The organism is Citrobacter sp. Cs237 (genome assembly GCF_030332325.1).
In the GTDB taxonomy this organism is placed as follows: domain Bacteria; phylum Pseudomonadota; class Gammaproteobacteria; order Enterobacterales; family Enterobacteriaceae; genus Citrobacter_A; species Citrobacter_A sedlakii.
Genome location: NZ_JAOWIB010000105.1, coordinates 135592 through 151769, shown reverse-complemented (window position 1 = coordinate 151769; position 16178 = coordinate 135592). Strand labels below are relative to the sequence as shown.

16 protein-coding genes and 1 pseudogene are annotated in these 16178 nt (G+C 54.1%); 7 read left to right on the top strand and 10 right to left on the bottom strand.

All coding sequences use genetic code 11. The features are described 5' to 3' along the window. The 7 genes and pseudogenes from OGY07_RS13385 to ffh form a co-directional block, all read right to left on the bottom strand. Positions 1-1359, bottom strand: coding sequence for a PepSY-associated TM helix domain-containing protein (locus OGY07_RS13385; protein ID WP_286601121.1), 1359 nt, complete (start codon positions 1357-1359; stop codon positions 1-3). Positions 1360-1423: 64 nt separating this feature from the next. After that, positions 1424-1828, bottom strand: a complete 405-nt coding sequence (locus OGY07_RS13380; RefSeq protein WP_286601149.1) for a DUF2946 domain-containing protein — start codon at positions 1826-1828, stop codon at positions 1424-1426. A gap of 141 nt (positions 1829-1969) precedes the next feature. After that, positions 1970-2317, bottom strand: coding sequence for a 50S ribosomal protein L19 (gene rplS / locus OGY07_RS13375; RefSeq protein WP_000065254.1), 348 nt, complete (start codon positions 2315-2317; stop codon positions 1970-1972). Between the two features lie 41 nt (positions 2318-2358). After that, positions 2359-3124, bottom strand: a pseudogene (gene trmD / locus OGY07_RS13370) (tRNA (guanosine(37)-N1)-methyltransferase TrmD). Between the two features lie 43 nt (positions 3125-3167). After that, positions 3168-3716: a ribosome maturation factor RimM gene (rimM, locus tag OGY07_RS13365; protein WP_042288279.1), complete on the bottom strand. Its 549-nt coding sequence runs from the start codon at positions 3714-3716 to the stop codon at positions 3168-3170. 18 nt (positions 3717-3734) lie between these two features. Continuing rightward, positions 3735-3983: a 30S ribosomal protein S16 gene (gene rpsP / locus OGY07_RS13360; protein WP_012134698.1), complete on the bottom strand. Its 249-nt coding sequence runs from the start codon at positions 3981-3983 to the stop codon at positions 3735-3737. A 254-nt stretch (positions 3984-4237) separates the two neighbouring features. After that, positions 4238-5599: a signal recognition particle protein gene (ffh, locus tag OGY07_RS13355; RefSeq protein ID WP_042288286.1), complete on the bottom strand. Its 1362-nt coding sequence runs from the start codon at positions 5597-5599 to the stop codon at positions 4238-4240. Between the two features lie 165 nt (positions 5600-5764). Between ffh and OGY07_RS13350 the strand changes: the two genes are divergently transcribed. Continuing rightward, a complete protein-coding gene (locus tag OGY07_RS13350) occupies positions 5765-6556 on the top strand; it encodes a cytochrome C assembly family protein (protein WP_042288288.1) in 792 nt (263 codons plus the stop codon). 19 nt (positions 6557-6575) lie between these two features. Beyond that, the gene (locus OGY07_RS13345; protein WP_131729031.1) at positions 6576-7862 is read left to right on the top strand and encodes an HlyC/CorC family transporter; all 1287 of its coding nucleotides are present in this window, start codon (positions 6576-6578) and stop codon (positions 7860-7862) included. A 60-nt stretch (positions 7863-7922) separates the two neighbouring features. On the opposite strand, the gene grpE is transcribed toward OGY07_RS13345, so the two are convergent. Then, complete coding sequence (gene grpE / locus OGY07_RS13340; RefSeq protein ID WP_042288292.1) at positions 7923-8516, bottom strand: nucleotide exchange factor GrpE; 594 nt, start codon at positions 8514-8516, stop codon at positions 7923-7925. Between the two features lie 121 nt (positions 8517-8637). On the opposite strand from grpE, the gene nadK reads away from it, so the two are divergent. The 3 genes from nadK to bamE all read left to right on the top strand — a co-directional run bounded on the left by nadK (position 8638) and on the right by bamE (position 11757). After that, the gene (gene nadK, locus OGY07_RS13335; RefSeq protein WP_042288294.1) at positions 8638-9516 is read left to right on the top strand and encodes an NAD(+) kinase; all 879 of its coding nucleotides are present in this window, start codon (positions 8638-8640) and stop codon (positions 9514-9516) included. Between the two features lie 85 nt (positions 9517-9601). Next, positions 9602-11263 carry a DNA repair protein RecN gene (gene recN / locus OGY07_RS13330; RefSeq protein ID WP_199957849.1) on the top strand — a complete coding sequence of 554 codons (1662 nt, stop codon included), beginning with the start codon at positions 9602-9604 and terminating at the stop codon, positions 11261-11263. Between the two features lie 149 nt (positions 11264-11412). After that, positions 11413-11757 carry an outer membrane protein assembly factor BamE gene (gene bamE / locus OGY07_RS13325; protein ID WP_042288296.1) on the top strand — a complete coding sequence of 115 codons (345 nt, stop codon included), beginning with the start codon at positions 11413-11415 and terminating at the stop codon, positions 11755-11757. Between the two features lie 108 nt (positions 11758-11865). Here the strand turns inward: bamE and OGY07_RS13320 are convergent, their stop codons facing one another. Next, positions 11866-12156, bottom strand: coding sequence for an RnfH family protein (locus tag OGY07_RS13320; protein ID WP_042288298.1), 291 nt, complete (start codon positions 12154-12156; stop codon positions 11866-11868). Beyond that, positions 12146-12583, bottom strand: coding sequence for a type II toxin-antitoxin system toxin RatA (ratA, locus tag OGY07_RS13315; RefSeq protein WP_042288300.1), 438 nt, complete (start codon positions 12581-12583; stop codon positions 12146-12148). Before ratA ends, OGY07_RS13320 begins: the two co-directional genes overlap by 11 nt. A 169-nt stretch (positions 12584-12752) precedes the next feature. Here ratA and smpB point away from each other — a divergent pair, with 169 nt between their 5' ends. Next, on the top strand, positions 12753-13235 hold the full coding sequence (gene smpB, locus OGY07_RS13310) for an SsrA-binding protein SmpB (protein ID WP_042289030.1): 483 nt from the start codon (positions 12753-12755) through the stop codon (positions 13233-13235). A 614-nt stretch (positions 13236-13849) separates the two neighbouring features. Beyond that, on the top strand, positions 13850-16178 hold a 2329-nt coding region (locus OGY07_RS13305; protein ID WP_286601114.1), incomplete at its 3' end, for an Ig-like domain-containing protein.

The window sequence follows — 16178 nt, the reverse complement described above, 5'->3', positions numbered from 1 at the left end:
TTAGTCGGCTGGCTGCGCCAGAACCCTGCGCGAGGCGCTATACCAGCGTAGCCAGTCGACCAGCATAAACAGCATCAAACTTAGCCCCAGAACCGGCATCGCCATGCCCAACGTAACCGCCAGCAACACTGACCCGACGCGTCCTCCGCCGTTCAGCATTAGCCAGCTTTCCAGCAACGTTTGCGCCGGACTGACCGCAGGGCGCGCAGGGCGACGTATCCACCACATCCGGTAGCCCAGCGCAATCATCACACAAAGCCCCACGCCAAAGCCTATCAGCAGCAGTTGATTAGGCAGGCCAAACAGAATGCCCATATGAAAATCCACGCCCCAGCGGGTCAGTTTTGCCATCAGAGGAAACTGCGTGAAGTCGATACTGTCGATAATCTGCAATGTGGTCGGGTTGACGGAAACGGCATCGACCTGGGTGGGCCAGCGACGATCGATTTCGCTGACCGTCCAGCCATGCTGCGTGTCTTTCGCCGGACGAATTTCCACTTCGCTGGCGTCAATTCCCGCCGCCTGCGCCGCCTGCAGCACAGGATCAAACAAGCGGATATCGACAGGCCCGGCGGACATGCTCATCGCGCCATGGTGTCCCGCATGTTCATTCTGCGCCGGACTGTGCCCGTGAAGCTGCGTATTCACCTGCGGCGTCAGCCAGCCAAACGCCGTACGTATCCGATCCACGTTACCGCCCGCCCATTGCGACCACGTCAGGCCAGTGGCAGAAAAAAGCAGCATTCCAGCCAACAGCAGCCATCCGAACGAAACGTGCAGACGACGGTATTTCTGACGCGGATTGTTCAGGCGACGCTTTGGCCGTGTGAAATACCAGAGCATTGCCCCACCCAGTGCCGCTACCCACATCCATGAGGCGGCCAGCTCACTGTAAATACGTCCAACCTCCCCCAGCAGCAACGATCGATGGGCGTAATCTATCCACTGACGCAGCGGTAAAATCCCGCTGGTGCCATAAACCGTCATATCCCCTTTTATCGCCAGGGTAACGGGATCGATAAAAATAGCCCGATGCTCCGAGGCGGCAAGCCGCGGATCCGCAAACATGACCCGTGTCGTCCTCCCCGGCTCGAGTCCGGGACGAACGGCGTGCAGGGGTTGCGCATTTCCGGCGAACCGTTGAGCGGCGTCAATTTGCGCCGCCAGCGACTGCGGCTGACCTTGCGCAGTCCCTGTAAGCGCCTGCGCGTAGAGCGACGCTTCCAGCTGTGGCGTCGCGACATAAAGCGTGCCGGTCAGCGCGGCAATAAAGATAAAAGGCCCAACGAACAAACCAATGTAGAAATGGAGACGCCGCAGCAGGGTAAGCCATGCCGCGCGCGGTGTGCAGGTTGTCATACTTTTCCTCAGAAAAAGCAAAAAGGTGTCGTGACGCTTGCGCGCACAATCTTATTTTTCAGGGTCAGGAAGCAGTAGAGCAGTACGGAGGCGCGCGAGTATCAGGATACAGCCAGGGGAAAAAGTGCCAGTGGTTTACCGCTGGGCGTGATGGCCGGTTCATCTGCCTGAGCAACAGGCCACCGGGCAGCATCACCCGCGCCAGGAGCAGGCCCGGCACATGCGCCAGTAGCACACAGTAACCGCACGCTTCACCGTGATCGACAGTAAGCGGGGTGAAAGACGAAACATCATGATGCGGCGCGTGGTCCGCCGTCATGTCCATTTCATGGTGCATGCCCGGCATAGCGCGCATCGGATCTTTTTGCAGCGCGATGGAGATCGGCGGCGAGATGATTATCAGCAGGATCGCAAACAGCGCGAGCCATGCCGCGTTGCGCTGAACACCTGGCTGACGAAATTGCCCGATAACCACGATCCCTCCCGCAAGACACGGCAGGTATTGTAAATGATTTATGAATTAATGGTTAACGCTACGAGCTTTCGGGGATAAAAAAAGGGCCAGCCATCTGGCCAGCCCCTTCTAACAGGATGTCGCCTGAGCGATATCTTAGTTAAGACGCTCTTTGATACGAGCAGCCTTACCAGTACGCTCACGCAGGTAGTACAGTTTAGCTTTACGAACGGCACCACGACGTTTGACAGTGATGCTGTCAACAACCGGAGAGTGAGTCTGGAAGACACGCTCAACGCCTTCGCCGTTGGAAATTTTACGAACAGTGAATGCAGAGTGCAGACCGCGGTTACGAATAGCGATAACCACGCCCTCGAATGCCTGCAGACGTTTTTTGGAACCTTCAACAACCCATACTTTCACTTCCACGGTGTCACCCGGACGGAAGGAAGGCACGTCCTGCTTCATCTGCTCTTGTTCAAGTTGCTTAATAATGTTGCTCATAATTTAATCTCTTATCCTGGGTAAACTGATATTAGGGGGGCTTATGCCATCCCATCATGTTTATGTTGCCTGTGCGTGCTCTTTTTTGAACTCCGCCAGCAACCTTGCTTGCTCTTCAGTCAGAGCCAGGTTTTCCAGAAGTTCAGGTCTTCTAAGCCAGGTGCGGCCCAGCGACTGCTTCAGACGCCAGCGACGTATCTCAGCATGGTTTCCTGACAGCAATACTGCCGGTACTTCCATCTCTTCTAACACTTCAGGCCGGGTATAGTGCGGGCAGTCCAGCAATCCATCCGCAAAGGAATCTTCCGTTGCCGATGCCTCATGACCCAGAACTCCCGGAATGAACCGGGATACGGAGTCAATCAGTACCATCGCTGGTAGCTCTCCACCGCTGAGAACGTAATCGCCGATTGACCACTCTTCGTCAATTTCGGTTTGGATCACGCGCTCGTCTATGCCTTCGTAGCGACCACACACCAGAATCAGTTTTTGATTCGTTGCCAGTTCGCTGACGCCCGCTTGATCAAGCTTGCGTCCCTGAGGTGACAGATATATCACCTTAGCGCCTTCACCCGCCGCGCTTTTTGCTGCATGAATGGCATCCCGCAAAGGTTGCACCATCATTAACATCCCCGGTCCGCCGCCGTAAGGACGATCGTCCACGGTACGGTGCCGGTCGTGCGTGAAGTCACGCGGACTCCAGCTCTGGATGTTCAGCAGGCCATTTTTTACAGCCCGGCCAGTTACCCCGTAATCGGTAATTGCACGAAACATTTCTGGAAACAGGCTAACGATACCTATAAACACAGCCAATCCCCATCACGCCGTCATTTACCGCTTATCCGGTGGTTTAAAAACCAGGATCCCAATCTACTTCGATAGTACGCGTAGTGAGATCGACTTTCTTGATAACCTGCCCATCGAGGAACGGCACGAGGCGTTCCTTGATACCAAACGCATCTTTCAGGTTTGCCTTAATGACGATGACGTCATTCGATCCGGTTTCCATCATATCGACGACTTTACCGAGATCGTAGCCTTCGGTGGTCACTACCTGGCAGCCCATCAGGTCTTTCCAGTAATAGTCACCGTCTTCCAGCGCAGGCAATTGCGAAGAATCCACGACAATTTCACAATTGGTCAGCAGGTTCGCCGCATCGCGATCGTCAACGCCTTTCAGCTTGATGATCAAATCCTGATTGTGGTGCTTCCAGCTTTCCAGCTGGACTTGCTGCCACTGACCCGCCTTCTGGATAAACCAGGGCTGATAGTCAAAAATGCTTTCAGCGTCTTCAGTGGAGGAAAACACTCTGAGCCACCCACGAATACCGTAAGACGACCCCATTTTCCCTAAAACAATAGGGTCTGCGGGCGCTTGCGCGGTGAGTTGTTTGCTCATCATGACCACCGTGACAGATTAAGCTGCTTTGTTTGCTGCTTTGATCAGCGCTGCTACGCGATCGGAAATGGTCGCGCCCTGGCCAACCCAGTGAGCGATGCGATCCAGATCCAGGCGAGTGCCTTCTTCTTTTTCGCTGGCGATTGGGTTGAAGAAACCTACGCGCTCAATGAAGCGACCGTTACGTGCGTTACGGCTGTCAGTAACAACAACCTGGTAGAACGGACGCTTTTTAGCGCCGTGACGTGCTAAACGAATAGTTACCATAACATCCTCTTGTGTGAATAAAACAACCGGGCCCCATCGAGGAACGGAGCCCGGCGTCATATTAAAAGCCCGAAAATTTTACTGATTTCTGGGGAAATTGCAATCAGCAGTTAATCACTCTGCTGCAAAAGGCCGTCGGCGGTGCAGCCAGTTCGGTGCCGGCGTGCGCGCAGCCACCGGAGCGTACACGCAGTACGTGAGGATGGCGAGCACACCCCGGCGCCGAAATGGCAAATGAGCCAGGCCGGAAAAGATCAGCGGCCAGGGAAGCCTGGCGGCATCATGCCCTTCATACTTCTCATCATCTTCGCCATCCCGCCCTTCTTCATCTTCTTCATCATGCGCTGCATGTCGTCGAACTGTTTCAACAGGCGGTTAACGTCCTGCACCTGCATGCCGCAGCCGGCTGCGATACGGCGTTTGCGGGAGCCTTTAATGATTTCCGGCTTCGCGCGCTCTTTCAACGTCATCGAGTTGATGATCGCCTCCATGCGCACCAGCACTTTGTCATCCATCTGCGATTTAACGTTATCGGGAATCTGGCCCATGCCCGGCAGCTTGCCCATCAGGCTCGCCATGCCGCCCATATTTTTCATCTGGCGCAACTGCTCAAGGAAGTCGGTGAGATCGAAACCGTCGCCTTTTTTCAGCTTGGTAGCCAGCTTCTCGGCCTGCGCGCGGTCAACTTTGCTTTCGATATCTTCGATCAGCGACAGCACATCGCCCATACCGAGAATACGTGAAGCAATACGATCCGGGTGGAAAGGCTCCAGCGCGTCGGTTTTCTCGCCCACGCCGAGGAACTTGATCGGCTTACCGGTGATATGACGAATAGAGAGCGCGGCGCCGCCACGGGCATCGCCATCGACTTTAGTCAGCACCACGCCGGTCAGCGGCAGCGCTTCGTTAAACGCCTTCGCGGTGTTCGCCGCATCCTGACCGGTCATGGCGTCGACCACAAACAGGGTCTCTACCGGATTGATAGAGGCGTGAACCTGCTTGATTTCGTCCATCATCGCTTCGTCAACGTGCAGACGACCAGCGGTATCCACCAGCAGCACGTCGTAGAACTTCAGCTTCGCTTCCTTCAGCGCGCCGTTAACGATATCGACGGGCTTCTGGCCGACGTCAGACGGGAAGAAATCCACGCCAACCTGCTCGGCCAGCGTTTCCAGCTGTTTGATCGCCGCCGGACGATACACGTCCGCAGAAACGACCAGCACTTTCTTTTTGTGCTTTTCACGCAGGAATTTACCCAGTTTGCCGACGCTGGTGGTTTTACCCGCCCCCTGCAACCCCGCCATCAACACCACGGCGGGCGGCTGCGCGGCCAGGTTCAGGGACTGGTTTTCTTCGCCCATCGCCGCGACGAGTTCGTTACGAACAATTTTGACGAACTCTTGCCCCGGCGTCAGGCTCTTGTTGACTTCGTGGCCAACCGCTTTCTCTTTTACGCGATTGATAAACTCACGCACTACCGGCAGCGCAACGTCAGCCTCCAGCAGCGCCATGCGCACTTCGCGCAGCGTCTCTTTAACGTTGTCTTCAGTAAGGCGTCCACGGCCACTGATATTGCGCAGCGTGCGCGACAAACGATCGGTTAAATTATCAAACATTGTCTCTCGCCTGGGGTGGAAACGGTTGGTCGCTCATGCGACACAGGAACAGAATTTTGTCGCAGTATAACATGAAGCCGCCTTTGTTGTTATGCAACGGTTGGAGCAGCGGTCACGTAACGTTATACTGCTTCTCTTTCTCACTGGCTAATTGTCGACATCACTATGCCCGTTTTTGCTTTGCTCGCCCTTGTCGCCTATTCCGTCAGCCTCGCGCTGATCGTTCCCGCTCTGCTGCAAAAAAACAGCGGCTGGCGGCGTATGGCTATTCTTTCTGCGGTCGTCGCGCTGGTGTGCCACGCTTTTGCGCTGGAAGCCCGTATCCTTCCCGCAGGTGAAGGCGGACAAAATCTGAGCCTGCTTAACGTCGGGTCGCTGGTGAGCCTGATGATCTGTACGGTGATGACGATTGTCGCCTCACGCAACCGCGGCTGGCTGTTGCTGCCGATCGTGTACGCTTTCGCGCTCATCAATCTGGCTTTCGCGACCTTTATGCCAAACGAATACATAACGCATCTTGAAGCCACTCCGGGCATGATGATCCATATCGGGCTGTCGCTGTTTTCCTACGCGACGCTCATCATCGCCGCTCTTTACGCGCTGCAGCTGGCCTGGATCGACTACCAGTTGAAAAACAAAAAGCTGGCGTTCAGTAACGAAATGCCGCCGCTGATGAGCATTGAGCGCAAAATGTTTCATATCACGCAAATCGGCGTGGTGTTGTTGACGCTCACGCTGTGTACCGGCCTGTTTTACATGCACAACCTGTTCAGCATGGAAAACATCGACAAAGCCGTTCTCTCTATTGTGGCGTGGTTTGTCTATATTGTTTTGTTATGGGGACATTATCATGAGGGCTGGCGCGGCCGCCGCGTGGTGTGGTTTAACGTCGCAGGCGCAGGCATTCTGACGCTGGCCTATTTCGGCAGCCGGATTTTGCAGCAGGTCGTAAGTTAAGCCCTAAAAGGAGTCTCCCCTGGAACACATCTCAACCACCACGCTGATCATCACGTTACTCATCATGGTGGTCATCTCAGCCTATTTTTCCGGTTCTGAAACCGGAATGATGACCCTTAACCGTTACCGGCTGCGCCACATGGCCAAGCAGGGAAACCGGGCGGCAAAGCGGGTGGAAAAACTGCTGCGTAAGCCGGATCGCCTGATTAGCCTGGTGCTTATCGGCAACAACCTGGTCAATATTCTCGCCTCCGCCCTCGGGACCATTGTCGGTATGCGGTTGTATGGCGATGCGGGCGTGGCGATTGCCACCGGCGTGCTGACTTTTGTCGTTCTGGTGTTTGCCGAAGTGCTGCCAAAAACGATCGCCGCGCTCTATCCGGAAAAAGTGGCTTATCCGAGCAGCTTCCTGCTTGCGCCCTTGCAAGTATTAATGATGCCGCTGGTCTGGTTACTGAACACCATTACCCGGTTGCTGATGCGTCTGATGGGCATTAAAACCGATATCGTGGTCAGCGGCTCGCTGAGCAAAGACGAACTGCGCACCATTGTGAATGAATCCCGCTCGCAAATTTCTCGTCGCAACCAGGATATGCTGTTGTCGGTGCTCGACCTGGAAAAAATGACTGTCGATGACATCATGGTCCCGCGTAATGAAATTATCGGTATTGACATCAACGACGACTGGAAATCGATTGTGCGTCAACTGTCGCACTCGCCGCACGGACGCATCGTGCTGTATCGCGATTCGCTGGACGACACCATCAGCATGCTGCGGGTGCGCGAAGCCTGGCGGCTGATGTCTGAGAAAAAAGAGTTCACTAAAGAAACCATGCTGCGCGCCGCCGATGAGATTTACTACGTCCCGGAAGGCACACCGCTGAGTACCCAACTGATTAAATTTCAGCGCAACAAAAAGAAAGTCGGTCTGGTGGTCAACGAGTATGGCGATATTCAGGGGTTGGTGACGGTGGAGGACATTCTTGAGGAGATCGTCGGTGACTTTACGACCTCCATGTCGCCAACGCTGGCCGAAGAGGTCACACCGCAGAATGACGGCTCGGTTATCATTGACGGCAGCGCCAACGTGCGTGAAATCAACAAAGCCTTTAACTGGCATCTGCCGGAAGATGACGCGCGGACAGTAAATGGCGTGATTCTGGAAGCGCTGGAAGAGATCCCGATCGCCGGCACCCGGGTGCGCATCGGTCAGTATGATATCGATATTCTCGACGTTCAGGAGAATATGATTAAGCAGGTCAAAGTGGTGCCGGTGAAGCCCCTGCGGGAGAGCGTGGCGGAATAAGACGCAGGATAGATAGGCCGGGTAAGCCGCAAGCCGCTACCCGGCGCTACAGATCACGCATTACGCTTTGGCTTTCGCTACCGTGACCATTGCCGCACGAATCGTACGACCGTTCAGCGTATAACCTTTCTGCATAATACCCAGCACGTTGCCCGGCGCGACCTCTTCCGACTCGACCATCGCAATGGCCTGATGCACGTTCGGGTCCAGCGCGACGTTGGTCTCGGCAATCACTTCAACACCAAACTTGCGCACCACATCCAGCATGGATTTGAGCGTCAGTTCAATGCCTTCGATCATCGCCGCCATGTCCGGGTTAGCTTTATCAGCCACTTCCAGCGCACGATCCAGGCTGTCGATCACCGGCAGCAGCTCGTTGACGAATTTTTCCAGCGCGAACTTGTGCGCCTTCTCAACGTCCAGCTCGGTGCGGCGACGCAGGTTTTCCATTTCCGCTTTCATGCGCAACAGACTGTCGCGTTCACGCGTCTGGGCCTCAGCAAGCTGCGCTTCCAGATTCGCAATTTTTTCATCGCGCGGATCCACCTGCTCAGCAGAAGCGTCTGATTCAACCGCCTCAACTTCTTCGTGCTGTTCCATGATAATTTCTTCCGGGGCTTGCCCCTCAGGCGTTTTCTGTTCTTTACTACTCATGAATTTCTCCGCGTTTTTTTCGCATTCATCTCGCTAACTTCGCTTATTATGGGGATCGGATTCAGGGTTTCAAGGGAAGCACTCACATTGTCATCAATCTTCGTTACAAGGACCTCGAAAAATGAATAATCATTTCAAGTGTATTGGCATAGTGGGACATCCACGTCACCCCACTGCTCTGACAACACATGAAATGCTCTATCGATGGTTATGCACGAAGGGCTATGAAGTCATTGTTGAGCAGCAAATCGCGCACGAGCTGCAGTTGAAAAACGTTAAAACCGGCACCCTGGCCGAAATTGGTCAGCAGGCGGATCTGGCGGTAGTGGTTGGCGGTGACGGCAACATGCTCGGCGCGGCGCGCACCCTCGCGCGTTATGACATCAAAGTGATTGGCATTAACCGCGGCAATCTCGGGTTTTTAACGGATCTCGATCCTGACAACGCCCAGCAGCAGCTCGCCGACGTGCTGGAAGGCCATTACATTGCGGAACAGCGTTTTTTGCTGGAAGCGCAGGTCTGCCAGCAGGATTGCCAGAAGCGCATCAGCACGGCGATCAACGAAGTGGTGCTGCACCCCGGTAAAGTCGCGCACATGATTGAGTTTGAAGTCTATATTGACGAGAACTTCGCCTTTTCACAGCGTTCAGACGGGCTAATCATCTCGACCCCAACCGGTTCTACCGCCTACTCGCTTTCGGCAGGCGGCCCGATTCTGACCCCCTCTTTAGATGCGATCACTCTGGTGCCGATGTTCCCGCACACCCTTTCGGCTCGTCCGCTGGTGATTAACAGCAGCAGTACCATTCGGCTGCGTTTTTCTCATCGTCGTAACGACCTTGAGATTAGCTGTGATAGCCAGATCGCCCTGCCTATCCAGGAAGGCGAAGATGTGCTGATTCGGCGTTGCGACTATCACCTGAACTTAATACACCCAAAAGATTATAGCTATTTCAATACGTTAAGCACCAAGCTGGGTTGGTCAAAAAAATTATTTTAATTTCACGTCAGCCTCTTTACTGGATAAAAAACCTGTTTATACTGTATGTAATTACAGTTATGGTTTTTCATACAGGAAAACGGCTATGTTGGCACAACTGACCATCAGCAATTTTGCAATCGTTCGTGAACTTGAGATCGATTTCCAGAGCGGAATGACCGTCATTACCGGGGAAACCGGGGCGGGTAAATCCATTGCGATTGATGCACTCGGCCTGTGTCTCGGAGGCCGGGCTGACGCCGACATGGTGCGAGCCGGCGCCGCACGTGCCGACCTCTGCGCTCGCTTTTCTCTGAAAGATACGCCTGCCGCCCTGCGTTGGCTGGAGGCCAACCAGCTCGAAGACGGACGTGAGTGTTTACTTCGCCGCGTCATTAGCAGCGACGGACGCTCCCGCGGCTTTATCAATGGCACTGCCGTTCCCCTCTCTCAGCTTCGCGAGCTGGGCCAATTGTTAATTCAGATTCACGGCCAGCATGCCCATCAGTTGCTGATCAAACCTGAGCATCAGAAATCGCTGCTCGACGGCTATGCCAATGAATCCCAGTTGGTGCAGGACATGGCTTCGCGCTACCAGTTGTGGCATCAAAGCTGCCGCGATCTGGCGCATCATCAACAGCAGAGCCAGGAACGCGCCGCGCGCGCCGAGCTGTTGCAATATCAACTCAAAGAGCTTAACGAATTTAACCCGCAGGCGGGTGAATTTGAGCAAATTGATGAAGAGTACAAACGGCTGGCCAACAGCGGCCAGCTTCTCTCTACCAGCCAGAATGCGCTGGCGCTGCTGGCGGATGGCGATGATGTTAACCTGCAAAGCCAGCTGTATACCGCGAAACAACTGGTCGGCGAACTGGTCAGCATGGACAGCAAACTTTCCGGCGTGCTGGATATGCTGGAAGAAGCGACCATTCAGTTAACCGAGGCCAGCGACGAGCTACGCCATTACTGCGATCGTCTGGATTTAGATCCTAATCGCCTGTTTGAACTTGAACAGCGTATTTCAAAACAAATCTCGCTGGCGCGTAAGCATCACGTCAGTCCGGAGGCGCTGCCGCAGTATTATCAGTCTCTGCTGGAAGAACAGCAGCAGCTTGACGATCAGGCTGACTCGCTGGAAACGCTGACGCTGGCCGTTAACAAGCATCATCAGCAGGCGCTTGAGTCCGCGAAGGCGCTACATCAACAGCGTTTGCACTATGCACAGGAGCTAAGCGCGTTGATTACCGAGAGTATGCACTCACTCTCTATGCCGCATGGCCAGTTCACTATTGCCGTGAATTTTGACGAACATCATCTGAGCCTTGACGGCGCGGATCGCGTGGAGTTCAGGGTCACGACGAACCCCGGGCAGCCCATGCAGCCTATAGCCAAAGTCGCTTCCGGCGGCGAACTGTCGCGTATCGCGCTGGCGATCCAGGTGATCACCGCCCGTAAGATGGAAACCCCGGCGCTGATTTTTGATGAAGTGGATGTCGGGATCAGCGGACCAACCGCCGCCGTCGTCGGCAAGCTCCTGCGCCAGTTGGGAGAATCCACCCAGGTGATGTGCGTGACGCACCTTCCACAGGTGGCCGGCTGTGGTCATCAGCATTTCTATGTCAGCAAAGATACTGACGGTGAAATGACCGAAACCCATATGCAGCCGCTGGACAAACGCGCGCGCCTGCAGGAACTGGCGCGACTGTTGGGTGGTAGCGAAGTGACCCGCAATACCCTCGCAAACGCGAAAGAACTGCTGGCGGCATAAACTTTTTGGCCCCTTAACGGTCAGAGTAGACAACAAAAACGCCGACGGACCCGTAAGCAAAAGGTTTTAAAGTGGTGAAAGGTCTATTATCATCGGCATATTACATATGAGCCACGTACTGCTCGGGCCCGAAAAGGAATCAAATCACTATGCGCTGTAAAACGCTGACTGCTGCCGCAGCAGTATTATTGATGTTGACCGCAGGCTGTTCCACTCTGGAGCGAGTGGTTTACCGCCCTGATATCAACCAGGGGAACTACCTGACCGCTAACGACGTATCGAAAGTGCGCGTCGGCATGACTCAGCAACAGGTTGCCTATGCGCTGGGAACGCCAATGATGTCCGATCCGTTTGGCACAAATACCTGGTTCTACGTGTTCCGCCAACAGCCGGGACATGAAGGCGTAACGCAACAAACGCTAACGCTGACCTTTAACAGCAGCGGCGTGTTGACCAACATTGATAACAAGCCGGCATTGACCAAAAACCCCTAAACCAGGCTTGAGAACGTAAATCTAAATGTTAAAAGGTGCTCAATGAGCACCTTTTTTGTCACTTGCAGCGTTTGCCGACTGAAAGTATCGCGCCCCGCCGTATATAGCCTACTTATTGGCAGACTTCTCCGCCCGCTGTCTGCGCAACTCTTTCGGGTCGGCAATCAGAGGGCGATAAATTTCAACCCGATCACCCTCCTGCAGCGTATCGCTCAACTTCACCGGGCGGCTGTATATACCCACTTTGTTTTTCGCAAGATCAATATCGGTGCGTAGCTCGAGCAGACCGGAAGCGCGAATGGCGTCTTCCACCGTCGCCCCGTCATGCAGCGTGACGCGCTGCAGATACTGTTTTTCCGGTAACGCATAAGCCACCTCGACAACAATCTTAGCTGGCACTGTAAACCTCTTTTGCGCGCACAGTGAATGCCTGCACCATATTGGCGGCTAACTCTTTAAAGATACGACCAAACGCCAGCTCAATGAGCTTATTGGTAAACTCAAAGTCGAGATGAAATTCTACCCGGCAGGCTTCCTGACTCAGTGGGGTAAATTTCCAGCCGCCAATCAGTTTCTTAAACGGACCGTCGACCAGATTCATCAGAATGCTCTGGTTACGGGTTAACTGATTGCGCGTGGTAAACGTTTTACTGATCCCTGCTTTGGAGACATCAACTGCAGCCGTCATCTGCCCCGGCGTGGACTCCAGAACGCGGCTGCCGGTGCAACCCGGTAAAAACTGGGGATAGGACTGTACGTCATTCACTAACTGATACATCTGTTCCGCACTGTAAGGGACTAACGCGGTTCGACTAATCTGCGGCATAGCTATTTCCATCAACAAAAATCGAACAAATAATAGCATTTATCCTACGGTAAAAAAAACGCTATCCCGCAACAGGGTACAACCCGGTTCATGCTAAGATAATCCCTTCACCCCCTGAGGACGAAATGGGGTGTTTTTCGATTCCAGTTTACCTATACTGAGCGGCACTATGACGAAGAAAAAAGCACACAAACCTGGCTCAGCCACCATCGCGCTTAACAAACGTGCGCGACATGAATACTTCATCGAAGAAGAATTCGAAGCGGGACTCGCCCTGCAAGGATGGGAAGTGAAATCCCTGCGTGCCGGTAAAGCTAACATCGGCGACAGCTATGTCTTGTTACGCGACGGCGAAGCGTACCTGTTTGGCGCCAACTTTACGCCAATGGCTGTCGCATCGACCCACGTGGTTTGCGATCCTACCCGCACCCGTAAGCTGCTGCTTAATCAGCGCGAACTCGACTCGCTGTATGGCCGCGTTAACCGCGAAGGGTATACCGTGGTCGCGCTCTCTTTGTACTGGAAAAATGCCTGGTGCAAAGTCAAAATCGGCGTGGCGAAAGGTAAGAAACAGCACGATAAGCGTTCAGATGTGAAAGAGCGCGAATGGCAGCTTGATAAAGCCCGCATTATGAAAAATGCCGGGCGCTAACGCCTGCAGAATGTGACCAGCCCGACATTTTAGGCTGGTCACCTTTAATGACTCCCTGAAATCACAAAAATATATTCTCCCTGATCGTATAAATATATTTGCTGAATCGTTAAAATAACAAGAATATATCTTTAGATATATTTACAGTTATTGCATAGCCGAAGAACCCAATACTTCAAATAAATATTTTTTCTTCTTCTTAATCGCCTGAATAACATTACAGTTTATGCTTGTAATGACTTCCCCTTGCACAACAACCCTCCCTTTAAAACCTTATATTACAATTACATAAATTGTCATGCCGCTTTGCTTTAACCGTTTTCCATCCAGTAAAGTCCGACCCGGAGAATATATTTTAGTGAACCTAAGCAAATCGTTAATATTACTTAAGTTGCAGAAAGAGATCTTTCTGGCTATATCATCTAATACGAAAGTACCAGTACATAAAAACAAAAGGTTATTCAGCACACAACAAGCCGCCATCCGAACGACCAGTAAACAGAAATCATCCGCGAGAATTCATCATAACGATGAACGAGGGCGCTCGTCTGCGTATTTTCCTGATGGGTGATTTTAAAAAATAACGCACTGCGCAAGCTATCAGGAGTGAATATATGCGTCTTCTCGCCGTTGTATCCAAGTTGACGGGCGTTTCCACCAATGTCGAAGCCTCTGAAGTCACACTTAATACCCCTTCCATGGTGAAGTTAAGCGCGCAACGTGAAGAAATCAGCCAGCTTGCTCGCGTTAATCAGGATTTGGTCATTACTTTTCATTCCGGTGAAAAGGTGACCATTAAAAATTTCTACGTCACTAACGATCAGGGCGCGAGCCAGCTGGTGCTGGAAGACGACAACGGAGCCTTGTGGTGGGTAGAGAACCCGGAAGCAGGACTGCAGTTTGAGCAGATCTCATCCATCGATGAGCTGTTAATCACCGCAGGCGGCGCAAATGAAGGCGCCGCTATTTGGCCCTGGGTACTCGGCGGCGTAGTCGCTGCTGGCGGGATCGCGGCAATCGCCGCATCGGGCGGCGGTGGTGGGGACGATGACGACGACAATGGCAGCGGTAACCCGGGCGGCGGTACCGATACTGGCGGGGGTGGCACAGACAATGGCGGCGGAGGCACCACCAACCCTCCACCGGGAAGTGTTGATACCACCCCGCCCGCATCGCCACTGATCACCAGCGCGCTGGATGCCGTTGCTGGCATCACCGGCGCCATTCAAAATGGCCAAACCACAAACGACAACCAGCCTGTGCTCTCCGGTACTGGCGAAGTTGGGGCCGTTATTACCGTTTATGACAATGGTCAGGTTCTCGGTACAACAACTGTAGACGCCTCGGGCAACTGGAGCTTCAAACCACCGTCTTCGCTCGCCGATGGCGAACATGAACTGACGGTTACCGCAACGGACAAGGCGGGCAATACCAGCATCGTGTCTGGCGAATTCAGCTTCGTTGTAGATACGGTCCCCCCCGCTGCGGTATCGGGATTAACCATTTCTGAAGACGGGCTTTTCGTGTCCGGTACGGCGGAAGCTGGCAGTACGGTTACCCTGCTCGACAATCAACAAAATACGCTCGCAACCTTCACAGTTGATGAGAGCGGAACATTTACTGTTCGCCTCACCTCTGCCCAGACCAACAGTGAGCAACTCGTTGCCACCATTACCGACGCAGCAGGCAACAGTGGCCCGAACACGCCATTTTTCGGCTCTGACTCGGGTTTTCCGGATGCCCCGGACATCACGGGCATCATTGACGATACTGAATCCACCGCCGTGACGTTAACCGACGGTCAGTTTACTAACGATACAACACCAACGCTTACCGGTACCGCCGAATCAGGAGCCGTAATAAAAGTTTATGAAAATGGCGTCGAGATCGGCAGCGTAACCGCGGTTAATGGCACATGGTCGCTTCCACTCAATAATGTTATAGAGGGACAGCATACCTACACCGCAACCCAAACCACGGCGAACGGCACAAGCGGCGATGCAGAGACGTTTTCGATAACGGTTGATATCACTGCCCCAGACGCACCTGGCGATCTACAGGTTTCTCCGGACGGTAGCGCCCTGACCGGTAGCGCTGAACCCGGGAGTACCGTGACGATCGCTAACAGTGACGGAGCTACGCTTGGTACCGTGACCGCAGGCAGCGATGGGAAATTCACATTCCCGCTCTCCCCGGCCTTTATGAATGGCGAAGTATTGACCGCGGTTGCCATCGATAAGGCGGGAAATCCAGGCGCTTCAGGTAACGCCACCGCGCCGGACATCACTCCACCGCAGCCAGCCGGTAATCTTGACGTTTCCGATGACGGCGCCACCGTCACCGGCACTGCCGAACCGGGCAGCACCGTCACCATTCGCGATCCCGATGGCAATCCGCTGGGTCAGGGCACTACGGACGATCAGGGGAATTTCAGTGTCGACCTCGACACGCCGCAGACCAACGGCGAGACCTTAACCGCTGTGGTCACCGATCCGGCGAACCTGGAGAGCACACCAGCCTCTGTTACCGCACCCGACACCACCGCGCCACTGCCAGCCGGTAACCTGGATGTTTCCGATGATGGCCTCACGGTCACCGGTACAGCCGAAGCAGGCGCCACCGTGACCATCTACGGCAGCGACAGCGCACCGCTGGGTAGCGCAGTGGTTCAGGATGATGGTACGTTCACCGTTACCCTGAGCACGCCGCAGACCAACGGTCAGATTGTGACCGCAATTGTCACCGATCCGGCAAACCAGGAGAGCACGCCAGCCTCTGTTACCGCACCCGACACCACTCCGCCGCAGCCTGCCGGTAATCTTGATGTTTCCGATGATGGCGTCACGGTCACCGGGACCGCCGAAGCCGGTACTAGCGTGACCATCTACGCCAGCGACAATACGCCGCTCGGTTCCGCGCTGGTTCAGCCCGACGGTACTTTCA